The 23,894-nt window shown below is 45.0% G+C and carries 22 protein-coding genes and 1 pseudogene; 9 read left to right on the top strand and 14 right to left on the bottom strand.

The features are described from left to right. The 6 genes and pseudogenes from VOR_RS0103750 to VOR_RS0103725 form a co-directional block, all read right to left on the bottom strand. Positions 1-441, bottom strand: a pseudogene (locus tag VOR_RS0103750) (EAL domain-containing protein); the annotation flags it as partial. 158 nt (positions 442-599) lie between these two features. Continuing rightward, positions 600-1,238 (bottom strand): CDP-alcohol phosphatidyltransferase family protein, encoded by a 639-nt coding sequence (locus VOR_RS0103745; RefSeq protein WP_010318395.1) that lies wholly within the window; start codon positions 1,236-1,238, stop codon positions 600-602. After that, entirely contained in the window at positions 1,231-1,878 is a 648-nt protein-coding gene (locus VOR_RS0103740) for an ATP-binding cassette domain-containing protein (protein WP_010318394.1), read from the bottom strand. The genes VOR_RS0103745 and VOR_RS0103740 overlap by 8 nt, the downstream gene beginning before the upstream one ends. Continuing rightward, positions 1,844-3,565: an ABC transporter permease gene (locus VOR_RS0103735; protein WP_010318393.1), complete on the bottom strand. Its 1,722-nt coding sequence runs from the start codon at positions 3,563-3,565 to the stop codon at positions 1,844-1,846. The genes VOR_RS0103740 and VOR_RS0103735 overlap by 35 nt, the downstream gene beginning before the upstream one ends. 20 nt (positions 3,566-3,585) lie before the next feature. Then, positions 3,586-4,725: an ABC transporter substrate-binding protein gene (locus VOR_RS0103730; protein ID WP_010318392.1), complete on the bottom strand. Its 1,140-nt coding sequence runs from the start codon at positions 4,723-4,725 to the stop codon at positions 3,586-3,588. A 203-nt stretch (positions 4,726-4,928) separates the two neighbouring features. After that, on the bottom strand, positions 4,929-5,372 hold the full coding sequence (locus VOR_RS0103725; RefSeq protein WP_010318391.1) for an META domain-containing protein: 444 nt from the start codon (positions 5,370-5,372) through the stop codon (positions 4,929-4,931). 165 nt (positions 5,373-5,537) lie between these two features. On the opposite strand from VOR_RS0103725, the gene VOR_RS0103720 reads away from it, so the two are divergent. Next, positions 5,538-5,789, top strand: a complete 252-nt coding sequence (locus tag VOR_RS0103720; protein WP_010318390.1) for a DUF1289 domain-containing protein — start codon at positions 5,538-5,540, stop codon at positions 5,787-5,789. Between the two features lie 142 nt (positions 5,790-5,931). On the opposite strand, the gene VOR_RS0103715 is transcribed toward VOR_RS0103720, so the two are convergent. Together VOR_RS0103715 and VOR_RS0103710 are read right to left on the bottom strand one after the other, a co-directional pair. Continuing rightward, positions 5,932-6,552 carry a LysE family translocator gene (locus tag VOR_RS0103715; RefSeq protein WP_010318389.1) on the bottom strand — a complete coding sequence of 207 codons (621 nt, stop codon included), beginning with the start codon at positions 6,550-6,552 and terminating at the stop codon, positions 5,932-5,934. Positions 6,553-6,752: 200 nt separating this feature from the next. After that, positions 6,753-8,039: a DEAD/DEAH box helicase gene (locus tag VOR_RS0103710; protein WP_010318388.1), complete on the bottom strand. Its 1,287-nt coding sequence runs from the start codon at positions 8,037-8,039 to the stop codon at positions 6,753-6,755. 289 nt (positions 8,040-8,328) lie between these two features. On the opposite strand from VOR_RS0103710, the gene VOR_RS0103705 reads away from it, so the two are divergent. Further along, positions 8,329-8,685 (top strand): PilZ domain-containing protein, encoded by a 357-nt coding sequence (locus tag VOR_RS0103705; protein ID WP_010318387.1) that lies wholly within the window; start codon positions 8,329-8,331, stop codon positions 8,683-8,685. A gap of 265 nt (positions 8,686-8,950) precedes the next feature. Here the strand turns inward: VOR_RS0103705 and rplY are convergent, their stop codons facing one another. The 5 genes from rplY to radD form a co-directional block, all read right to left on the bottom strand. Beyond that, positions 8,951-9,229: a 50S ribosomal protein L25 gene (gene rplY, locus VOR_RS0103700; RefSeq protein ID WP_010318386.1), complete on the bottom strand. Its 279-nt coding sequence runs from the start codon at positions 9,227-9,229 to the stop codon at positions 8,951-8,953. Between the two features lie 229 nt (positions 9,230-9,458). Beyond that, on the bottom strand, positions 9,459-10,799 hold the full coding sequence (locus tag VOR_RS0103695; protein ID WP_010318385.1) for an ATP-binding protein: 1,341 nt from the start codon (positions 10,797-10,799) through the stop codon (positions 9,459-9,461). Next, positions 10,789-11,448, bottom strand: a complete 660-nt coding sequence (locus VOR_RS0103690) for a response regulator transcription factor (protein WP_010318384.1) — start codon at positions 11,446-11,448, stop codon at positions 10,789-10,791. Before VOR_RS0103690 ends, VOR_RS0103695 begins: the two co-directional genes overlap by 11 nt. A gap of 9 nt (positions 11,449-11,457) precedes the next feature. Beyond that, positions 11,458-11,847, bottom strand: coding sequence for a PepSY domain-containing protein (locus VOR_RS0103685; protein ID WP_010318383.1), 390 nt, complete (start codon positions 11,845-11,847; stop codon positions 11,458-11,460). A 62-nt stretch (positions 11,848-11,909) separates the two neighbouring features. Further along, positions 11,910-13,652, bottom strand: a complete 1,743-nt coding sequence (gene radD / locus VOR_RS0103680; RefSeq protein WP_010318382.1) for a DNA repair helicase RadD — start codon at positions 13,650-13,652, stop codon at positions 11,910-11,912. 104 nt (positions 13,653-13,756) lie between these two features. Between radD and rsuA the strand changes: the two genes are divergently transcribed. Genes rsuA through VOR_RS0103665 form a run of 3 tightly spaced genes read left to right on the top strand, consistent with a single transcriptional unit; the run spans position 13,757 to position 16,367 of the window. Beyond that, a complete protein-coding gene (rsuA, locus tag VOR_RS0103675; protein ID WP_010318381.1) occupies positions 13,757-14,452 on the top strand; it encodes a 16S rRNA pseudouridine(516) synthase RsuA in 696 nt (231 codons plus the stop codon). 47 nt (positions 14,453-14,499) lie between these two features. Continuing rightward, entirely contained in the window at positions 14,500-15,708 is a 1,209-nt protein-coding gene (locus tag VOR_RS0103670; RefSeq protein WP_010318380.1) for a Bcr/CflA family multidrug efflux MFS transporter, read from the top strand. Beyond that, the gene (locus VOR_RS0103665) at positions 15,708-16,367 is read left to right on the top strand and encodes a DUF2913 family protein (RefSeq protein WP_010318379.1); all 660 of its coding nucleotides are present in this window, start codon (positions 15,708-15,710) and stop codon (positions 16,365-16,367) included. The genes VOR_RS0103670 and VOR_RS0103665 overlap by 1 nt, the downstream gene beginning before the upstream one ends. A 42-nt stretch (positions 16,368-16,409) precedes the next feature. Here the strand turns inward: VOR_RS0103665 and VOR_RS0103660 are convergent, their stop codons facing one another. Then, positions 16,410-17,903 (bottom strand): DUF2867 domain-containing protein, encoded by a 1,494-nt coding sequence (locus VOR_RS0103660; protein ID WP_029626869.1) that lies wholly within the window; start codon positions 17,901-17,903, stop codon positions 16,410-16,412. Between the two features lie 40 nt (positions 17,904-17,943). Here VOR_RS0103660 and VOR_RS0103655 point away from each other — a divergent pair, with 40 nt between their 5' ends. The 4 genes from VOR_RS0103655 (at position 17,944) to VOR_RS0103640 (ending at position 23,692) form a co-directional block, all read left to right on the top strand. Further along, complete coding sequence (locus tag VOR_RS0103655) at positions 17,944-19,320, top strand: MATE family efflux transporter (protein ID WP_010318377.1); 1,377 nt, start codon at positions 17,944-17,946, stop codon at positions 19,318-19,320. 123 nt (positions 19,321-19,443) lie between these two features. Continuing rightward, entirely contained in the window at positions 19,444-20,115 is a 672-nt protein-coding gene (locus VOR_RS0103650; protein WP_010318376.1) for an ABC transporter ATP-binding protein, read from the top strand. Further along, positions 20,096-22,549 carry an FtsX-like permease family protein gene (locus tag VOR_RS0103645; protein WP_010318375.1) on the top strand — a complete coding sequence of 818 codons (2,454 nt, stop codon included), beginning with the start codon at positions 20,096-20,098 and terminating at the stop codon, positions 22,547-22,549. The genes VOR_RS0103650 and VOR_RS0103645 overlap by 20 nt, the downstream gene beginning before the upstream one ends. After that, positions 22,550-23,692, top strand: coding sequence for a lipocalin-like domain-containing protein (locus tag VOR_RS0103640; protein ID WP_010318374.1), 1,143 nt, complete (start codon positions 22,550-22,552; stop codon positions 23,690-23,692). Positions 23,693-23,894 lie beyond the last annotated feature (202 nt).

Below are 23,894 nucleotides of genomic sequence, written 5' to 3'. Positions count from 1 at the left end.
ATTACCCTCTTTTTGATAATAAATAAGCAGTTCTTTTTCTGTATCAAAAAGTGCGGGAGTGGTGGATATGTAAAATCCTGAAGAGAGGTCATAGGCTTTCAACTCATCAGAAAGTTGTAATGGGAAACCCACAGTCGAGCAGCTACGCCCATCTTTGTTGACAACTGCGATCATTCTGATAAATCGATTGTAGTACTTGGAATCACGAATTAATGACATATCACTTGCTTGGCATTCATAATTTATTTGAGCGACTTGCTCTAAAATCAGAGCATTTAAGTTGCTGGCTCTATTGGCCAAGTAAAGATTGACGGTATCGAGTTTACTTTCCAGCACATAGCGTGTTAAAGGATTGATTAATATAGGGATGGCTAACGAAAAAATAAGAGTCGGGATCAGAAAGAGTAAGATGGCTATTTTAACGGGTCTGGTCAAAGTCATAAATGCAGCCTTAAACACTGATATGCAGCTGTGTTAATAATGGTGCAGTTTACCATACCATTGGTCCAATGGATGAGAATTTTGAAGAGTTATGTGATTACCCAATGTATTGTATTAGTTGGATTTGAAGCCGTAGTTCGAAGCCAAAAGTGATAGCGTTAATCATGGTTGTATTCCTGACGTGAATGAGTGGTAGAAAGTGTATGAAATCCAGAATAAATGCGAGTAATGGTGGTGAACCAGCATGCGCAGCCGAATAGATAAGCTATCAATGCAAAATGTTGAGGAAAAAGACAAAACAGGACGAAACAAGCAATCGTTTCCGTACCCTCAGTCAAGCCTGACATGTAATACAGTGATTTATTCTTGTAGATAGGGCTGTGGATGTTTCGCTTGCTGGCCATCACGGCGAAGGCAAGAAAGCTGCTTCCCGTACCGATAAAAGAAAAGATCAAAAAGGCGCCAGCTACCGCATTGTGCTCAGGTGAAGCCAGCACAAAACCAAACGGGATGAGCGAGTAAAACAGAAAATCTAAACTGATATCGAGAAATCCTCCCGCATCGCTGACCCCTTGAATTCTTGCCAACGCACCATCAAGACCATCTGCTATCCGGTTCAGTATGATGAAAATTAATGCCAGCGTGTACTGCGAGAAAGCAAGTGCAGGAAGTGCACAGCAACCTAAAGCAAAACCCCAGAGTGTTGTTTGGTTCGCTATAATGCCTAAGCGATGAAGCCCTTGAGCTGTTTTCTCTAGTGGCCAACGAATGATTTTGACACTAAATCGATCAAGCATGTGCGCTCTCCCATGAGCAGGTTAAAATTCGGCTGTTAGGCGGAACATCGTCTTTATCGTGCGTGACCATCAAGGTCGGAATGCCTTCGGCGACCAGTTGATTGAACACCCAATCCCTAAATTGGATCCGCAGTGCTTTATCTAACTTGCTAAATGGTTCATCCAATAGTGCCAGTTTAGGTTGAGCCAGTAGCATGCGAGCCAAGCTAATACGTGCTCGCTGCCCCCCAGATATCTGTTCTGGGTAAGCATTGGCAAGATGTTCGAGAGAAATTTTCTGTAATGCTTTTTCTGCTTGAGACTGCCGTTCATGGCCTTTTACCGAGTTGGGCAAGGCAAAAGCTAAATTTTGCCAAACCGTCAGATGTGGGAAGAGCAGATCATCTTGAAATAAAATACCGACTTGCCGCTGATGTGCAGGCCGAAAAGTGATGTCGACATCGTCCAGTATGACTCTGCCTTGGAAGCTAAAATCCCTCCCCAAATGACCCGCAATTGCATTAAGTAGCGTTGACTTTCCGCAGCCGCTCGGCCCCATTAAGCTAACAATTTCACCAGGGGAGATGGTGATATTTAAATCCGATAAGAGAACTTCACCATTTTGTTTATGGATGGCGAGGTTTTCGAGGCAGAACATCATGAGTAATGGCTTCCTTGCGGGCAGTTTTTTTAACGATAGGGTTGATGGTACGGCGATGAATTTGTAGTCGGCTGATCACAATCGCCAAGGTGAAAAAAATCAAAGGCAGTAGGGCTTGCCAAATGGCATAGATAGCGGTGACTCTGCGGTCAAAGCCACTTGAGAGTGCAACGGCTTCGGTAGTAATAGTGGCGATCCTTCCTGCGCCGAGCATCAAAGTCGGCAAATATTGCGCTAAGCTCACACTCATTCCAATTGCTGCCGCGTAAACGATGGCTGGCAAGAGTTGCGGCGTTTTAATTTGCCAAAATACTTGCCACGGCGTTTTTCCTAAACTTAACGCTGCTTTAGTCAGGTTTTGATTGTAGCTTTTCCACGGGCCATCCAACACAAGGTAAACAAAAGGAAAGGCGAAAAATACATGTGACCATGTAACCCAAAGCCAATACTGATCGCTGGCTAAAAAGAGTGTGGCGATCTGCATGCCAAATAACAGTGAAAGCTGAGGAATGAGCATTGGCAAGGCGATCAAATAACTGGGTAAATGGCGCTGATATTTGAGCTTATACTCATGAGCGAGTAGAGATAACACCAGCGCAATCACAGTGCTGAATAGCGCTAATTGTACGCTTTGATATATGGTTGGTGCGATATTCAACCATTCGTTGTCCCAAAAACGGGCACTGAACTGACTGGGCCATAAGTCTGGAAAGCGCCAACGTTGTGCAAAACTCCAAATCACCATTAAAGGCAACATCAGCAGAGATAAGGTAATGATGAATAAAAACAGTGATTTTCCTGGCAAGGAAAGTGCATAGCGGCCTGAGTATTGCCAGCGTTTGTAGTGTTGCGTCGAACACTTTTCGATGAAGAGAACGGTCAATAACATGGCGCTGGCAAGTATAAACAACAGAACGGCGCCAGCGGCGGCGCGAGGAATTAAGGCTAAGTTAGGGTCACTAAACCACTGCCATACCAATACTGCAAACGTTGGTGGATTATTGGGACCTAAAATGAGCGCCAAATCGACAACGGATACGCCGTAGGCAATCACGGCAAAGAGGGCAAACCGCAATTTGTTTAACCACTGTGGGAAGATCACTTTTAGCCATAGTTGGGGTTGAGAATAACCCAGCGAAGCCGCTGCTTGTTGCAGTTTATCAATGTTTAATTGCTGCAAAATGGGGATGCTCATCAGCAGTAAAAAAGGAACTTCTTTAAGTGCTAACGCTAAGGTTAACCCGACTGCGTAAGGGTTGCGCACTAAAAGCGAAGCGCCATCTCCCATGAATGAGGTTCCAAACAGATGATACAAAAGGCGATCCGTCATGCCGCTTGGCGAGAATAAAAAAGCAAAACCAATGGCAAAAGCGACGTGAGGCATAGCCAGCAGCGGTGACAAAGCGTTCTCTACTTTTGACCAGTGACGGCTGTGCCATAATGATTGCAATATAACAAAGCAGATCGCCGCGGCGAGATAGGTACTGATTAACGCAGAACCTATGCTGAGTAGTAGAGATTGCCCGACTCCAGACCATTGTAAGATGGCGATGTAGCCATCTAGAGAAAAGTGGTGCAAGCCAACGGGAGGAATATAGCCCAATGAGGAGAGTATGACCCCAAGTAGGCCGGGAACAACTGGGGCAATACAGATGACAATAATCAGCAAATAGCTTGCTCTAAACATCGGGCTTTATCTCAGTCTCTTTAGTGGCCGTAGCGTTTTTGCCATTCGGCTTCAAGCGCCGTTTGCCAGCTTGGGTGTGGCTCGGCGATTGATTTAAACAGCTGAGTTTTCTTGGCGCTGCCACTTAAGAACTCATTTTGTAATACCGATGGATCTCCCCAAATGGAAAGATCCCCTTTACGAGATTGTGCTTCTGGACTGAGTAAGAAATTGATCGCAACCAATGCGCCTTCTTTGGCACTCGCATTCCAGGGAATGGCGAGAAAATGAATGTTAGAAAGAGCCCCTGTTTCAAACGCGTAGGAGCGGGTAGACGCCGCTAGCGTTCCATTTGCTTGAGCGGAAAAAACAGCATTGGGGTTAAAGTTGATGGAAAGATCAAGCTGACTATCATCAAGCAATTGCAGCATTTGAGCAGAGCCGCTGGGAAACTGCTTGCCTTGACGCCAGGCCACAGGATGAAATTCATCAAGATAGCGCCAAAGAGGCGCTGTCACTATGGCAAAATTTTGTTCATCCACAGGCTTAGACAGTGCAACATCGTTATCTGTCAGCTCAATCAATAAGGCTTTAAGGAAACTGGTGCCATGAAATTCAGGAGGACGAGGGTAACTAACACGATTCGGAAACGCTTTTGCGTAACTCAACATTTCTGAAAATGAACGGGGTGGGTTATTGAGCTTTTCCTGATCGTAAATAAACACCAGTTGTCCTACACCCCAAGGCGCTTCAAGCCCAAGAGTCGGCTCTGAAAAATCTTGATCGATCGGCAGTGAGGAATCAACATATTGCCAGTTAGGTAAACGCTCCGTAAATGGACCATACAGTAAACCATTATTTTTCATGGACTTAAAGTTTTCACCATTAATCCATACTAGATCGACACTGCCATTATTATTTTTAGCGGCCGCCTTTTCTGCAATAAGCCGTGTTGTTGTCTCGGCAATATCGGTCACTTTCACCTGTTTTAACTCGATACCGTAGCGATCTTGAAGCTCGTTGCCTGCCCAGCGGATGTACTCATTAATCTCTTGGCTTCCTCCCCACGCGTGAAAGTAAACGGTTTGTCCTTTGGCTGCATCTGAGGTTTGTTGCCAAGTTTGCGCCGACGCGTAAAACGCAAACGCACCTGTTAAGAGAAAGGTGATCAGCTTTTTCATAATTATCCTTAAAGATCGCTTTATTCAGTGACTTAGTGAATAGACCGGAGATATTTCCATGTTCATTCATTATGAACGAAAAAAAACAAAAGATCTGAATTGGTGAGAAAAAGCAGAAGTTGCAGATAGGTGAATGATGTGTTAGGTGGTCTACGGAAATGGCAGCCTGATGGAGCAGACTGCCATGAGAAGAATGACTGAAATTAATTTACCCAATCACGCAAAGTAAAGGTGAGCGTGTGAACCTCATTTTTAAGTGTTAGGCTATCTTTGGTCAGATTGATCTCGCTCCAATCTGACAATGTTTGAGAAAACGCCTGCTCGGTATCCATGACATCACCGATACACATCATCATGGTCATGCCCATTTTTTCGATGCGGAATTGGTTGTCTTTTAGCTCGGCTTGCCCAAAAAAGTTATTGCAACCTGCGTTACCGCTAGCCATCATCTTTTCGCTGATTTCTAATCGCGGTGCTTTTTGTTTGTCATTATTGACCACGTCCTTGCCATCAATTTGCACCAGTTGCCAATTGTGATGCTGCAAATCTTGAGCGGTGATGCTTTCTACATCACCATTACTTGCACAGGCACTCACCAATACAGGTAGAGAAATTGCGGCTAGCCATTTTTTTGAACTAAACTTCATCGTATTAGACCCCAGAATTTGGAAAACACGTACAGTATATAAAATTGAGTACCGTTTTTGTCAGTATAAAGTGATTGTTTTATATGCGTCACAGTTTGCAATCAGGAAGTGACACACGTTACTCTTATGTGGCGTACGTTAAATTGGAAAAATAATTGATTAACCATGGAGCAACTCGAATTTTTTAAAGTGCTGAGCCCTTGTATCGGTGTATGTTCAGTTGATGACAAAGGTTATTGCCAAGGCTGTATGCGTAAAATGGAAGAGCGTTTTAACTGGCTCTCAATGAACGCTGCGCAGCAACTGTATGTCATAAAGTTATGCCAACAGCGCTATAAGCGGAAAAAACAGAAACAACAAGCACAAAACCAAGCAGATTCCGATCCAGAAACGAATCCGCAGCGCGATCTATTTTAATCAATGACTTCATTCCCCAAAATCACTGACCCAACCACCAGCATGCTCATTAAAATGATTACCGTGAAAACGTTTATTCACATCGCGTAATTTTGTCTGTAAAAATGGGTGTAATTAAGTCATTTTCCCCAGATTTTTCTGTTTAACTCATCAATAACCAGAATCCAACGCCCATCATCAATGAGCCTGAAATACGGTTCATTAGACGCACATTTTTTGAATGCCCTAGAGCTCGTTTTAACCCTTTGCCACCTGTTGCGTAAAGTGTCATGCAGACAAATTCTGAGACCATAATAATCGACACCAGCAGTAACAGTTGAGGTGCAAGTGGTGCTTCACTATTAATAAAAGGCGGAAGTAGGGAGACCATAAACGCCCAGCCTTTAGGGTTAGCAATCGCGGTCACAAAACCTTGCACGACAAGATCCCAGTCTTTGTTATGGGGAGTGACTTGTGAGTCGCTACTGAGGGCAAGCTTGCCTTTTGAGCGCCACATCTGAATGCCTATATAGCCAAGGTAGATGGCACCGATGGTTTTGAATCCGGTAAAGAGCCAAGGGTAATTGAGCATAATCGAAGCCATCCCCAAAACGGCTGCGATGGAAACGAACGCCACACCGACGATCTCTCCCATCATCATCCATAAAGTTCGGCGATAACCAATACTCATCCCAAGACTCAGTGCTAATGTCATGCACATACCTGGAGTAATCGAAACAAAAAAGAATGTTGGTATAAATGCCAGAAGTAAAGTACTGCTCATTAATCAATCCGTGTTGAGAGACAAGAGCTCTAGCATACACATTAATTACAATCTTCACTATTTCACTTTGCTGTGCAATTGACGACAGTGCTACTTACGGATTGAAACCAATAAAGATGACCGTTTGGGATGATGAAGCATAGATAGGGTGCACAGAGATGGAAAAAGCCGCATTGCTGCAGCTCTTTCGTTGTTATGACTTACTTCTTACGATTTTTTAGTCGATTCATCATGTTCAAACGACGTTCTGCTGAGGCTTGATCCGGCTTTTCGTCATTTGGGTTGTTACGACGGCCTTGGCGATCTTTGTACGCCGCTTTTGTGTGAAGATTTTCAATGTAGGCATCACGCTGTTTAGGCTCATAACCAGGCTGTTCAACACGGCGGATGCGTTGCTGGATAAGGTTTTCAACCTGAACAACAGTCAACTCTTCTTCGCGGCTGACAAATGAGACAGCATGTCCCTGTTTGCCAGCACGACCAGTACGACCTATGCGGTGTACATAATCTTCGGCGAGAAATGGCATGTCATAGTTAACCACGTGTGGCAGGTCGACGATATCTAAACCACGTGCAGCCACATCGGTCGCAACCATGACACGCACTTTGCCTTCTTTAAATTCTTCAAGAGCGCGTCGACGTGCACTTTGTGCTTTATCGCCATGACATAGCACGGCCTTGATGCCATCCAGTTTCAGCTCTTTAACCACTTCATTAGCCGTCTCTTTATAGTTCACAAACACTAAGACTTGTTGCCAATTTTTGCGGCCAATCAGTTCAGACAGCAGTTCCGTTTTACGCTCTTGATCGACAGGGTAAACCACATGCGCCACTGTTGCGGCCGTGGTATTAGCACGATCGGCATTAATGCGTTTGGGTTTGCGTAAAATATCGCCTGCCAGTTGGTTAAGCTGAGTGGATGTAGTGGCCGAGAACATCATGATTTGTGGTGAGGTTTCCACTTCCAGCATGATTTTACGCACGGGATTGATGAACCCCATATCTAAAATTCGATCTGCTTCGTCGAAAACCAAAAACTCAAGGTTGGCGAGTGAAACATTACCTTCACTTAAATGCTCTTCTAATCGGCCAGGGGTCGCGACCAAAATGTCCACACCCATTTCAAGCTGACGAATTTGAGAAGACATTTTATTGCCACCGTAAACAGCAGCGACACTGAGTTTGGTGTACTTGACGTAGTCTTTAATGTTCTGGGCAATTTGCGCCACTAATTCACGCGTGGGTGCCAAAATTAAGCCTCGCGCTGTTTTAGGCGAAGGTTGCTTGCCGCTATCTAACAGATGTTGAATAACGGGCAGTGCGAATGCTGCGGTTTTTCCTGTGCCAGTTTGCGCCGTTGCAAAAATATCATGCCCTTTACGAGCCTCGGGAATGGCTTGTCGCTGAATGGGGGTAAGTTTTTCATAGCCGCATTCAGTAAGCGCTTTAACAAGTTCAGGTGCAAAACCTTGAGATGAAAATGACATTTAACGGGTTCCTTAAGCAGACAGCCTACAGTTGTTAATTTTAGCCGTGCACTATATAGGATTTAGAGTGATTTATCTCACGTTTATCGTGATCAGTGATAAATTTCCTACATCATTGACCAATTGTATTTGAGTTCACAAATGAGATGAATTGGTGATTCATAGCGGTTGCCTATCTTTCTATTATGTTTTTACTTCAGAAGCCGATAATAAATGGTAGACTCTCAACACTTGCGTAGCATCATGATGACGCAGAAGTAATTAACCTTGATAAAGGATGCATAGACCCATGGACAATGCAGATTTTGTACAGAAACGGCAATATTACCGCTTAAAGTATCCAAAGCGGGTGAGACCTACCGTAAAAATTGATGATCAGCTATTCCATGTCTGTGAAATATCAGAGCAAGGCATTCGTATTTCAATGCCGAGAGTGACTACCTTATATTGTGGTCTATCAATGTCTGGTACGGTGCAGCTACGCAGCAACAACACGGTCAAAATTGCGGGTCAAGTATTGCGTTTCCAACAAGATGAAGTGGTGGTTCAACTATCCAATGGTCCTGCTTTTAAGCACATGGTTGAAGAGCAGCGTTATATTTGCCAAAGATACCCGTCTTACTTCTCGTCTTTACGTTCTGCTTAAATCAAAAACTATCACGTTCGGCTTAAATCAAAAACTATCACGTTCGGCTTAAATCAAAAACTATCACGTTCGGCTTAAATCAAAAACTATCGGTGCTCAAAAAACTATCTTGGTTTTATAAAACGCTTGCTTGGTTTTATAAAACGGTGAAACCCCGATAGTTGGTAGCTATCGGGGTTTCGAATTTTTAGATTTCTCGGATGGTAAGGCCGATCATCTTTATGCAAAAGGTTGGATTTTATCCAACTAATTCCTTGGTAGGAAATTAGATGCGGATGAAGTCCATGTGCTCAACTTTTGGCTTGAACACGTGACGTTGAACGTCTTGTGGCTTAACTTTTACTTCTGCGCCATCAATTACTAGAGTAATTGCTTCGTAGAATTCTGGTTTGTCCATTTGGTTGATCACGTCAGAATGATCCAGTGCGATAGCAACTGGTGCTGCTTCACCACCGTAAACAACTGCTGGGAATTGGCCCGCGTGACGTAGGCGGCGGCTCGCACCTTTACCTAGTTCAGTACGTACTACTGCTTCGAATTTCATAGTTTTTACACTCAAATTAGTAAAAATAAACTTCACATCTGCAATGCGACCTTGCTGATGTGGTATAGCTTTGATAGTGAATCAATGATTACTAACAAAACGAGCGCGGATACTAGCACTCTATCTAAGATGGGGCAATAGAAAATCCCTTGCAGCATCGATTTATTGCAGCTTGTTACGAAGGACAGTGACAGTCTTTATTGCTTAATGTCGAGTTCGATTTCGTCCATTAAAGCGAACGAAAAGTTAGCACAGCTTTTAAGCCCCCCATGGTGCTAGTCGATAGGGTTAGCGTGCCGCGATAACTGTGCGCCATTTCACTGACAATATTCAACCCAAGCCCAGATCCAGAGGTTGTTTCGTCTAAGCGCACGCCACGCTGTACCGCTTTAGCCAGATCTTGCTCAGCAATACCTGGGCCATCGTCTTCGATGTGGATTTCTACCCAGCCTTCTGCTCGATTTTTTGCGTGAACTCGAACCAAAGAAGCTGCCCATTTGTAGCTATTTTCCAGTAGGTTGCCGAGCATCTCGTCGAGATCGGCTGGGTCAACGGCAACCTCTAGATCAGAATCCAACTCATTAACTAACGTGATTTCACGCTGTATGTAAATTTTGTCAAATGCCATAGAAATAGCATCTATCCGTTCGCTTGGATTGGCTTTTACCGCAAGAATATTCATTGAGCCAGCCATGCGCGCGCGCCCTAGATGGTAGTCAATCTGCTTTTGTAACTGTTCAATTGGTGTTCTGAGTGTCTGCTGTTGTGCGAAATCAAGATGATCGATCTCATTACGCAGTACAGAAATCGGCGTTTTTAAAGCGTGAGAGAGATTGCCTGCATGATTGCGTGCGCGCTCAAGCAATTCTTGATAGTGGAATAACAGTGCATTCAAATCATTGACTAACGGAAAAACTTCTTTTGGGTACTCGTCACTGAGACTGGCTTGTTGACCTTTGCGCAATGCGGCCAGCTCTTTTTGCATTTTCCCTAACGGCCGTAATGACCAACTGACTTGCAAGCCAATCAGCACCAATACACCACTAAAGAGCAGGCCTAGTATCATCCATAATTGGCTAATTACACTGTTTAAAGTGTCTTGTAATGGCGCTTCATCAAGACCGATGGTAATGATGATAGGAGAAGCAAAGTCTGGTAAGTAGATGATTTGTTCAATGACGATCAGTTTTTCATCTCTTGCGCCTTTGATGATACTTTTCAAGCCATGTTTTTCGCTGAGAAGGCGCTTATCCCACAATGAGCGAGAACGAAGCGATTGATCATCGCTTGAGGCCGTCCAATAAAGGCCGCTGTAGGGTTGGCTAAAACGAGGGTCGGAAAGGCGCGACGACAGTACTAGGTTCCCTTGCGGTGTCGCTTCCAAGTTCGCCGTGATTTCATCCATCGCTAAACGTAGCTGGCCTTGCACATCATTGACTAGGTAGTCTTTGATCAGTGTGGGAATGCCAATTCCCGCCGCTAAAATCATGGTACCTAACCAAAACGTTGCCGCGAGCAGTAAACGACTTTTTAAACTGAGGCGCTTTAAGGCCGAGGTTCTATTTTGCATTAAGCTGGTATCCCAGTCCTCTCACGGTTTTGATAATGTTGTTATTGATTTTTTTACGGATGCGGCCAATAAACACTTCGATGGTGTTGGAGTCTCTATCGAAATCTTGTTTGTAGATGTGTTCCACCAGTTCAGTCCGTGAAATGACTTTGTCGGCATTGTGCATGAAGTAGGCAACCACTTTGTATTCCAGTGCCGTCAAGCTCACCGCTTGACCTTGCCACATCACTTTAGAGGTTCGAGTATCAAGGCTTAAGTCACCGATTTGCATCACAGGGGAAGCGTTACCTGATGCTCGGCGCAGTTGTGCGCGGATACGAGCGGTTAATTCCACCATCTCAAATGGTTTGGTGAGGTAATCATCCGCTCCTGCATTTAAGCCCTCGACTCGTTGAGTCAAACCGTCTCTTGCACTGAGGATCACAATAGGCGTATTAATGTTTTCATCTCGAATGCCTTTCAATACGGTGAGCCCATCGAGCTTGGGTAAACCGAGGTCGAGTACAATCACATCCCACTCTTCTGATGTGGCGCGATAGAGAGCATCAATGCCATCTTGTGATAATTCAGGCACCCAGCCGGTCTGTTCAAGCGCTTCTACAATTTGTTCCCCAAGACGAGGATCGTCTTCGACTACCAATATTTTCATGGTTATTCTCTATTTTTTGATGATGTCGCGTAGGTTCCTGCCACGAATAGCCATTAGTTCTAATGTGCTTGCATTATATTCTACGCGGATAACTCGGTTGTCATGCATCAGTTTTAGTTCGTAGACCCATTCACCATCATCTTCATCTAACTCTACCTTGATAACTCGGCCATTGAGTTCTTTATCTATCGTGGCATACAGCTCAGACAATGGATGAATTAAACCTTTTTGAACTGCCGCGTAGACCTCATCTTGATCCTCATCAATCTCTACCTTGGTTCCTGGCTTATAAGTGTCTTGAACCCAATCGTGTACATCACTGCTCGCAGCTAAAGTGGGTAAGGATAATGACGAGAGCAGCAGTAAGCGTGCGAAAGCTTTACCCTTTTTGAACAACATGTTGCGCCCCCTTGTAATAAGATGAACAGAGTATAAATAACCTTACATGAATAGAAAGTGAATCATCGGTTTTGTAGCTCATCTTCAAAGATCTTATCGCGCATTTTCCAAAATCGTCCCACTTTTCGCGCAATGACAAATTGTGGTGGACGAAAACGGTGTCGATGAGCTACCACTTTGCTTGGTGAAGATTGATCAAAAGGGCGATGCTTATCGGCTAGGTGTGGTCGCACAAATTGGTCGTGGAACACCTGTTTCTGTTTCTTGGTGGTTAGTGGCCAAAATTCGTGGACTTGCGCATCGTTCTCACCACGATAGGTAACGCGCAGTTGCGCTTTTCCACTTGCATCTTTATGTACATTCAAATCCATTTCGATACATTCAAAAACCAATGCATCTTTGAGGTTGAGTGCCTCTTTGAGCTTTTTATCAGGGTCAACCAGTGTTGCGTCACATTCATGGCAGATACGTGCGGCGATATCGTTGTCAGCCCCACACTCACCGCAATATTTTGCTCTAAAACGGTAACCACAGTGTTCTCGTTCGCCACTTTCTTCGTCTGTAAAATAGCCTTGGCAACGTCGACCATAGTGTTCAAGTAAAAAACCAGCGGCATCGAGTTTACCCCAAAAGTTGTTATTAAAACCGCAGGCCGGACAGGGAATGGTAATAATTTCACTGTTGGGATCGGGCTTTGGCTCACCGACTTCTGGTTGGTAAAGATCATAGTTATTGCCCGCATAATCCAATACCAAACATTCGGTTTTTCCTGCAGATAAGCGTAGCCCACGTCCGACAATTTGCTGATATAAACTGATGGACTCGGTGGGGCGTAAAATCGCAATCAGGTCAACATGCGGAGCATCAAAACCTGTGGTTAATACCGACACGTTAACTAAGAATTTGATTTGGCGCTGTTTAAACTGCTTGATGATGGTGTCGCGTTCAGGGGGCGGCGTGTCACCAATGACGATGGCAGTTTCGTTATTGGGCAGTAATTGCACAATTTCTTGAGCGTGGCGAACGGTGGCCGCAAAGATCATTACTCCCTGTTTTTGCTGTGCTAGTTGGATGATTTGTTGAACAATCTGTGGTGTGGCACGTTTCGATTGCTCAATCACCATGTCGAGTTCGGCTTCTTTGTAGCGCCCGGTATTGGCGGGTTTTAGCTGCGAAAAATCGTAACTGAGCACGGGGGCATCAACCATTCGCGCTGGCGTTAAAAAAGCTTCATCGAGCAGATAACGGATCGGTAGCTCAAAAATACAGTCACGGAAGAAGCGAGGCTCCTCACTGCGCACTTGGCCGCGAGTGTGGTATTGATAAATCCAGCCCATGCCTAAACGATAAGGCGTAGCGGTTAACCCCAACACTTTAATTCCCGGGTTAAGCTCGCTTAAATGGGTGATCACCTTTTGATAGCTACTACTTTTCTCATCCGGTACGCGGTGGCATTCATCAATCACCAGTAATGAAAATTGATTTTTAAAGGCATCTAAATTGCGCACCACGGATTGTACCGAAGCAAAGACGACCTGTTGATCGGTCTCTTTTCGTCCTAAACCTGCCGCAAATACCGCGCCTTGCAAACCGTAGCCCTCGTATTTGGCATGGTTTTGTTCTACCAGTTCTTTCACGTGCGCTAGTACTAAGACTCGTCCTTTGGCAAGCCTTGCCAGCTCAGCAATGACCAAGCTTTTTCCTGCACCCGTCGGTAGTACAATTACGGCGGGCGTAGTGTGATGACGAAAATAGTGGATCACGGCTTTGACCGAGTCCGATTGATAAGGGCGAAGTGTGTACATAACTCGCGTTGTCTCTTGTTGAACGCTGGATAAAAACAGTGAAATAGATCAACTATTTCATTTTAGCTGCGTATAATACCTGACTTGATTTAGATGAGGTAATCATGCGGTTAGATAAATTTTTGTGTGATGCGTTAGGTGCGACACGTAAAGAAGCCACCAAGATCATCAAAAGTGGTGATGTCGCAGTAAATGGTAAGACGCAAAAAAGTGGTTCATTGCAGGTGACGCAGGAGTGTGAGGTGGAGTGGCAAGGTCGTGAGTTAATCTTGCATGGCCCGCGCTATATCATGTTACACAAACCCGCTGGCTACGTTTGCTCACATGAAGACGGCTTCAATCATACGGCATTTATTTTGCTCGATGAAGTGAATGTTCAAGACTTGCATTTTGCAGGACGTTTGGATGTCGATACCACAGGTTTGGTTCTGATCACCGATGACGGCCAATGGTCTCATCGCATTACCTCGCCAAAACACAAATGCGACAAAACCTACCGTGTCTGGCTTGCCGACCCTATTGAAACGAACTATGTCGAACAATTCTTAACGGGTATTGAACTGCGTAATGAGCGTGAGCTAACCTTGCCTGCGCAATTGGAAGTTGTCGGTGAGAATGAATGTTTACTGACCATTCATGAAGGCAAATACCATCAAGTTAAACGCATGTTTGCTGCTTTAGGCAATAAAGTGGTTGGCCTTCACCGTGAGCGCATTGGTCATATTGTGCTAGATGAGGCACTAGAGCCCGGTGAATACCGTTATTTGACTGACCAAGAAGTGGCTTCGATTGGGGCTTGAACGGCCTAGTTTTACTGCAACTTCATTCCTTATTTATTTGGAGAACTATGACTTCATCTCAGCCTGTTACAGCGAATAATACGCCGCACATCAGTTTTTTACTCTTCTTAGTATTAGGCGCGATTGGCGCATTAACGCCGCTGGCGATTGATATGTATCTGCCAGCCATGCCAGCGATTGCTAAAGATCTCGGTGTGAGTGCTGGATCGGTACAAATGACGCTGACTGCCTATACCGCTGGTTTTGCGATAGGCCAACTATTGCATGGCCCGCTGGCCGACAGTTATGGCCGTCGCCCAGTGCTGCTGATCGGCGTATTACTGTTTGGTATTGCTGCCATTGTGAGTGCGACTACCCAGGGTATTGAAGCGTTAACGTATGTTCGCGCTGCGCAAGGTTTTGCTGGAGCAGCGGCCGCTGTGGTTATTCAAGCGGTAGTGCGTGATATGTTTGATCGCGAAGATTTTGCCCGCGCCATGTCTTTTGTCACCTTAGTGATGACTGTTGCCCCGTTAGCTTCGCCGATGATTGGCGGACATTTAGCCATTTGGTTTGGTTGGCGTTCGATATTTTGGGTGTTGGCTATTTTTGCCGCGGTGGTAATTGCTCTCGTGGTTTGGAAAATTCCAGAAACACTCAGTGCAGAAAATCGCCAACCGCTGCGCTTTCGAAATACCATTCGCAACTATGTGCAGTTAAGCCGTAACCCAGTCGCGATGGGGCTTGTTTTTTCTGGTGCTTTCTCTTTTGCTGGTATGTTTGCCTTTTTGACCGCAGGCTCCTTTGTCTATATTGATATTTATGGAGTCGACCCTGATCAATTTGGTTACCTGTTTGGCCTCAATATCGTTGCGATGATTATCATGACCAGCTTGAATGGTCGAATGGTGAAACGAGTCGGTTCCCACGCGATGCTGCGCTTTGGTTTGTTGATTCAGTTGTGCGCTGGTATTGGCTTATTTATCGCGTGGTTACTCAACCTTGGCTTATGGGGCATTGTGCCTTTTGTGGTGCTTTTTATTGGTACATTGTCAACGATAGGCAGTAATTCGATGGGATTATTGCTAAGTGGTTATCCAAAAATGGCGGGTACCGCTTCTTCACTGGCTGGAACGTTGCGTTTTGGCACAGGCTCAGTGGTTGCAGCAATTGTCGCGATGATGCCTAGCGATGTTGAGTGGCCGATGATTGTGGTCATGACGGCGTGCTCGGTACTTTCATCTCTTTTTTATTGGACATTAGGAAGAAAGGCGTAATGTCAGAGTATTACCTCGAAATTCAACGTGTAGTGAATACAGCGCTGCAAGAGTTAACAGCAGAACACCAAGCGAATAAGCTGGTGAATGCGCCTTTAGCTAATAATCACTTTTTAGTGCATTGGGTCAGTAAGGCATTGAAAGCACAACGATTCCATCGCTGTGTGGTGGATGATTTAAATCGTTGGCAGAAAGCTGGGCGTTCGAAAGGCAACCAATCTGAATTACTGTTTACCTTTAAACGCATTGCGGCATTTTACGGTAAGTTTTTTGCGCAAGGCGCAGATAACATCATTACCGACAAGAAAATTGATGCGTTTGTAGAACTCATGGAAGCAGCTCACTGGGAAGTGACAACGTGTGATCCATTGGTGAATGAAGGCAAATTACAGCTTTTTACCGATGGGCAGAACTCATTAGCTTTGTGTGCAAATCAGTGTGAATCATGTTTTGATGGTGAACTGCTCGTGAAGCCGATGAACTGGTTTGTGCGCGGCCATCATGCCGATTTCGTCGAAAAAGCCAGCAATGCTGGCTTTATGGTGCACAAACGTACCGATTATAAGTCGAATGTGAAATATAATGGTGAGTATTTGATATACCCAACCAACCATGGCGTGCAATTGGCTGAAATTCCATTAGGCTTTCCTATTGATTAGTATGGAATTGAAACCCAATAAGTTGCAGAGCTAGCGATTTCGCTAGCTCTTTTTTTGTGCCTTTTTGACGATGGCTTTGACCATGCCGTTAAAAATAAAAAGGTGGGCAGGCATCATCGCGAACCAGTAAAGTAACCCTAAGAATCCTTTGGGGTGCCACCATGCGGTTACATTGAGTTCTCGCGTTTCGCCTAGATCCTTAATGGTAAATTCCAATCGCCCTAACCCTGGGCCTTTCATCCCAAAAAGAAGTGACAAAAACTGTTGAGGTTGGCAGCGGATCACTTTCCACGAATCAATAAAATCGCCAACTTGCAGTTCCGGGCCACAAGGGGAGCGGCGCACAGGTTTGCCACCACCGAATAAAAGATCGAGCCATTCGCGTGTACGCCATAGTGCATTGGCAAAAAAATAGCCTTCTTGGCGGCTGCCTATGGTTCGGATAACATCCCATAAAGCCTCAGCAGAGGCGCTGGTCTGAATTGTTGCTCCTGCTTGTTTAGGATAGTAGCCAAAACCGGGTTGCCAACGCTGTAGGGCACTTGGATCAAATCCCCACACTTGCGAGCGTGTAAATTCCCCTTCATGCTCAATTATATTAGTGACAACGTCACGATATGAAATCAGGCTTTGAGGATAGCGTGCTTCAATGGCTTGTGAGTCGGCAATGTAATCATGATCTAAACCGGCAAGTAGTGCTCTGCCAATATTAGAGGGGACGGAGGTGACAAGACCTAGCCAGTAAGAAGCCATTTTTGGGGTTAATAGTGGGGTAGACCATAACCGAAAAGGTTTCTGCGTTGCCTGACAAATAATGGCAAATTGTTCTCGGTAGGAGAGGGTGTCAGGCCCACCGACTTCAAACAATTGGTGGGCAACGGGCTGTTCCTTGGCTAATTCAAGTAGATAATGATTGAGGTTTTCCAGCGCTATCGGATTTGCTTTGGAATCAACCCATTTGGGAGTGATGAGCATCGGTAAGTTGTAAACAAAATCACGCATGATTTCAAATGCGGCTGATCCCGGTCCAAGAATGACACCAGCTCTTAATTCGGTCACTGGGACGGGACTTTTCCTGAGTAGATCGCCCGTCATTTTCCGCGCTTTGAGGTGTTCTGAGTTTCCGGTTTGTGGCTGAATCGCACTTAAGTAGATCAGGTGTTTGACCTGGCTACCCTTAAGGGCTTGTTTAACGTTTTCCGCTAACGACAATTCATAGTCGACGAAATCATGTCCTTGCGCCATACCGTGCACTAAAAAATAAACCAGTTCAAATTGTGGGATAAGCGCGAGTGTTGCCTCTTTATCGGCAAGGTCTAAATAACGCAAGGTAAGGTTGGAATGAGATATGGCACGTGAGGTTAAGTAGTCAATGTGCCTAGCTGCGGCTGTTACTTGAAAACCTTGCGCTAATAGCAAAGGTAACAATTGTGAGCCGACATAGCCTGATGCGCCGAGTACTAACACTTTTTTCATGACGGTCCCTTCAAATAAGATGGTTAGATTATGCTCACAGCCGTATAATGGCGACTTCATTTTTTCTGTGCTATCAATGTGTTGAATTTGAGGTGATCGGTTGTCTGTTTTTTCGCAAATCATGCTACATACAAGAGGCGATTTTTTTCGTCGCTTAATGGCTATCGCTCTGCCGATCACCTTGCAAAGTATTATGTTTTCTAGCCGCGGTCTAGTGGATGTTTTGATGCTAGGGCAATTAGGTGAGGCGGAAATTGCTGCGGTAGGCGTTGCCGCTAGAGCAACTTTTGTCACCACCATCATGCTAGTGGGCGTGACAACGGGAGGCGCACTGTTAACGGCTCAGTATTGGGGCGCAGGAAACAGACAGGGCGTTCGAGAAAGTACCGCACTTACGTGGTTAGTCGCTAACCTATTTGCTGTCATGACGGTGGCACTATTTTTACTGTTTCCAAGTCAAATCATGGCACTAACCACGGATTCCGAGACCGTTAATGCGCTAGGTAGCCAATATTTGGTTATTACCTCACTCAGTATGTTTGCTGTAGCTTGCGTCAGTAGTACGGCAGTAGGGCTACGAGCGATGCATAAACCAGGGCTCAGTACGTTTTTTAGCGGTATTGGTATTGTTTCAAACGTGTTTTTAAACTGGGTGCTGATTTTTGGCAAATTGGGTTTTCCCGCGATGGGAATCGAAGGTGCGGCGATTGCTACCGTGCTCAGTGGTTTTATTGAAGTCGCCTGTTTATACGGTTACCTCTATGCCAAGAAACATCTGTTAGCGTTTGGCGTTGACGATATCCGAGCCATCATTGAATGGCCTACCATTTCTCGTTTTTTGAAGCTTTCGTTGCCAACCACCTTTAATTTCCTGGCATGGGCAGGTGGTTTATTTGTCTACCATGCCATCATGGGGCAGAGTGGTGTGCAAGGCTTAGCGGCGCTATCGGTAATGACGCCAGTAGAATCGATTTCATTGAGTTTACTGATTGGGATGTCGAAAGAAGCCGCAGTTTTAGTCGGTAACCAAATTGGCGCTAAGCAGTACGATGCCGTTTATTATCAAGCCTTGGGTTTAACGATCATCAGCTTTTTTGTGGGCGTGGTTGTCGCTGCCGCTTTGTATGTGGTGCAGATCCCTATCCTGAACTCTTTTACTGCCTTGACGGATGAAACCCGTGCTTTATCTGAAGAGTTTATCGTTATACTGAGCCTTGGCATCATTTTACGCTCCATTCCAATGACGGTGATTGTTGGCGTGTTGCGAGCTGGCGGTGACGTAAAGTTTTGTCTTTATCAAGATTTAGTCGCGCAGTGGCTGATCGGTATTCCGTTAGCCGCATTTTGTGCGATTGTGCTTGGTGCTAAGCCTGAAGTCATCTATCTATTGTTTCTCGTTGAAGAGTTGATTAAATGGGGCGGTTCTCTATATCGAATGAAAAGCAAGAAGTGGATGCGAAATTTGATTGAAAATTAGACACAACGCAGTTAGGTGGTGCAATTTGATGCACATAATGTGATCCGGTATCCAAAATGCTTTCTACTGCAGGAGAATTAGTGTAGATTCACAATCCAATTTTAGTCAATTGCGAGCGATTTGATGTTACAGCTGACCAACCTGTGTAAAGGCTATCTAGATGGTGATGAATTTCATCCCGTGCTACAGGGGGCAGAGTTAACATTAAATCGAGGTGACCAAATCGCATTGATGGGTGAAAGTGGTTCGGGTAAGAGTACATTACTCAACCTCATTGCCGGATTAGATTTTGTCGATTCTGGCGAAATTTGGTTTCCAAGTTTTGCCATGCATGACACGTCAGAAAATAAGCGTACCGCTTATCGCCGAAATAACATTGGTCATATCTTTCAGCAGTTTAATCTTCTTCCCACCCTCAATCTCGCGGATAATATTCGCTTTTGTCGTCAGTTGAAAGGAATGCCGGAAGACCAAGGTTTACTGCGTCAAATTCTTTCTTCGCTTGATTTAATGCCATTGCTAGGCCGATACCCTGAAGAGGTTTCTGGTGGGCAGCAGCAGCGTGCTGCGATCGCGCGCTCCTTGTATATGGAGCCTAAGATTTTATTAGCAGATGAACCAACCGGTAGCCTTGATGAACGTAATGCCGAGGCGGTGATGCGTTTGTTGACGACCTTAACTCGCCAGTTAGATTGCACGTTATTATTGGTGACCCACAGTGAAAAAGTCGCGCAGCATATGGATGGTCGCGTACGTTTACAAGGAGGGTTGCTGCATGTCATGGCCCGTAGTTAAGGCGCTACTTGGTCATTATCGGCGTTATCCTTTACAAATCATTCTAGTATGGCTGGGTTTAACGCTTGGCGTTTCATTGTTGGTGGGAGTGACGGCCATCAACCAGCATGCTCGTCAAAGCTATGAACATGGCGAAAAGCTGTTTTCTAATCCATTACCTTATCGTATTCGCTCCAAGCATATTTCCAATAAAATTCCCCAAGGTTTCTATATTCAGTTTCGCCGTGATGGATTTTCGCAGTGTGCTCCTTTTGAAAACTATCGCTTGACGACAAAAAATGGCGCGGATATTTCATTGATTGGGCTTGACCCTATCGCCATGTTACCAACTGATAGTGGTCTAGCGTTGTCAGAATTTTCGACATTATCATTGATGAATCCGCCGTATCCTATTTTGGTGAGTGTCGACCTCGCCCGTCTCCAAGGTTGGCAAACGGGTGATTTTATAGTACTTGATGATGAATCAAAGTTAGGTCCTATTCAGATCGATCAACAAGATCTGATCAACGGTACGCGCGTTATTGCGGATCTATCCTTGGTGCGAATGCTCAAGAAAAATTCGGGCTTATCTGTTATTGCTTGTGGCGATATGCCACCAGAGAAACTGAAAAGACTAAAAGATAATTTGCCTAATGGTTTGACGCTAGTCCGTAGTTCTCGCACTGAGCTGGAATCACTCACGCGTGCTTTTCATCTCAACCTCAATGCCATGGGTATGTTGGCATTTTTGGTCGGGTTATTCATATTCTACCAAGCCATGTCTTTATCTTTAATCCAGCGCCAACCTTTGGTTGGGTTATTACGCCAAGCGGGCGTTTCTGGCTGGCAGCTTACCCAAGCATTGGTGATTGAGTTGTTTGGCATGGTCCTGCTTAGCTGGATATGCGGTAACGGATTGGGGTTATTATTGGCCAATCAACTTATTCCAGCGGTTTCAGCCAGCTTGGGTGACTTGTATGATGCTAATGTTGGTTTATCGATTAGCTGGAATTGGCAGTGGAGTAGTTACAGCTTAGCCATGGCGTTGATTGGTGCATTTGCGGCGTGTGCTTGGCCCCTCGTCCGATTGCTAAAATCGCAACCTATTCGTCTTTCGGCTCGTCTCTCTTTGCTTCGATTTGCTGGCACAGAATTTCGCCTGCAAGCTCTTGTTGCTTGCGCATTGACTGTCGCGGCGATTGCCGTGTATCAAGTTCCACAAACGCAACTTTCTGGTTTTGCAATTATTGCGTTGATGTTACTCAGTGTTGCGCTGTTTACGCCTTATCTTATTTGGACGCTGTTCAACAGTTTTTCCTACTCACTCGCTTGGGTAAAAGCGCGGTGGTTCTTTGCCGATGCAGCTGCCAGTATGAGCTATCGCGGTGTCGCAACGATGGCATTTATGATTGCTATGGCGGCGAATATTGGCATTGAAACCATGGTTGGTAGCTTTCGCGATACTACTGAAAAATGGTTAAATCAACGTTTGGCCGCGGACATATATGTTTATCCTACTAATAGCTCTGCATCAAGAATGAGCAGTTGGTTGAAAGCGCAACCTGATGTCAGTGATGTTTGGTGGCGTTGGGAAAAAGATTTCGTCACCGACAAAGGTGCATTGCAAGTAGTCAGCACCGGTATCTCCGATGGTGAGTTAGACTCGTTGACGGTTAAACTCGCTGTTCCTAACTATTGGTATGATTTACACCATTCAAAGAGTTTGATGATCAGTGAATCGATGGCGCTTAAATTAGGCATTAAGCCTGGTGATTTTATCGACCTTTCTGAGCCTTTAGGCCAAAAGTGGCAAGTCGCGGGGGTTTATTACGATTATGGTAACCCTTACCATCAAGTTTTATTGTCACATCAAAATTGGCTATTTGCATTTGCAGGGAAAGGGAATGTGGCGCTAGGGGTCATTTTGCGTGATGGTGTGAATGATCAAGGCTTGAAAAATCGCTTAGAGTCGGTATTTAGGCTTGGTGATGAACGAGTATTTGATAACAACCACATCCACAATCAAGCGATGCGAGTATTTGACCGAACCTTTTCCATCGCCGATACGCTCGGACGTATTACTTTGTTGATTGCCGTGTGTGGTATTTTCTTTGCTACGTTAGCCGGAGAGGTTTCTCGCCAGCGACACGTTTCGCTACTGCGTTGTTTGGGCGTATCTGGTAAAGAGCTGGTGGTGATTGGCAGCTTGCAGTTGTGTGTGTTTGGGGCGATAGCGCTTGTGATTGCGATGCCGTTAGGGCTTGCACTTGCTCGCCTCGTGGTGGATATCGTGATTAAACAATCCTTTGGTTGGTCAATCCAATTGCAGTTGATCCCAGGGGAGTATTTGAAAACCGTCGCATGGGCGATGGTGACCTTGATGTGCGCAGGTGCAATCTCGGTTATTCGTTTGGTCAGAAGGCCACCGATTAGCTCATTTAGAGACGCGTTATAAATGATGAAACGATACCTCGTACTTTTTTTCTCTTTGTTGATTGCTGTATTGTTCGGTCTCTATTCGTGGCACCAGTATTGGCAGACGCAGCAAACGGTTTCAGAGCATGCCGTTTCTGAAACCGCTGCTAAGCGTGCCTCTAAGCAAATTGGTACATCATTAATATCGAAGGAGCATACGTTCGAGTCCGTGCTCCCTAATCGCCCGGTAAGACTTCCTCAAGATTTCAATTTCCATCAAGGTTTTGAACATGAGTGGTGGCATTACTTTGCGAATGTTAGTGATGAACATGGACAGCAATATGGGATCCAGTGGAGTTATTTTCGTCTCGCTAATGAAGCTCGAGATGCCAATGGATGGCTTAGCCCTCAGCTTTATCTTGCTTATGTGGTGATCTCTTCAAACAACGAAGTCTGGCGTGAACAGCGGATTGCGCGGGGCGGAATTGGTCAAGCCGGCTTAGAGTTAAAGCCGTTTAAAATGTGGATTGATAATTGGAACTGGCGCGCACCGGGGACGACACCACTTCCTGGGGCGTTGAATGTCGCGACGGACACGTTTTCACTCTCATTGAAAAATAACCTCTCTGGGCCATTTTTATTGCCTGGTCAGCAGGGATACCAAAAAAAGCATGATTCACTCTCTTTAGCCTCATATAGTCTCCAAGCACCTTTTTTGCAGGTCAAAGGTGTGCTCAACTTAGGCGTTAACTCTCAACCCATTCAAGTCACAGGTAATGCATTGCTGAGCAAGGAGTGGGGTAATAATCTACTACCTAACGCTAAACAGGGATGGGATAAGCTGTTCGTTAAACTCGATAGCAAAACAACCTTATTGGTTAATCGTTATCGTTATTTTCAGCAAGAGCCCTATTTGTTTGGAGCAATTGTGCAAGATTCGGGCACCACGATTGCACTATCTGCTGATGAGATTGATTTGGTTCCTGTCGCGTCGGAGAATAGACGTGAGATCCCGTTGCAATGGGTGGTAAACATCCCTAAATATAATATTCATCTGGTGACGACAGCGGTGAATCGCGATCTGTGGTCATCCTTTCTGATCCCTTATTGGGAAGGCCCAATCATTACAGATGGTAGCCACAAGGTGACAGGGTTTATGCAAATCACTGGGGACGGAACATAAGTACTGATGGATTTCAATATTCAATTAAGCTTAGCATTTTACATTTTTGTGCTCTGCTTTTTTTTTGTTATAAAATTGTAATGCGATGAAAGTTAATCAACAGCATAAAAAACGACCAAATGTAAGGAATATACGTTATATTGTTATAGTTTGTTCGGGAATCCCGACAATTAACATCTGAACAAGCGATTTTCACTTCTGC

This window comes from Vibrio ordalii ATCC 33509, from assembly GCA_000257205.1.
GTDB lineage: Bacteria > Pseudomonadota > Gammaproteobacteria > Enterobacterales > Vibrionaceae > Vibrio > Vibrio ordalii.
This window is presented reverse-complemented; position numbering and strand designations above follow the sequence as displayed.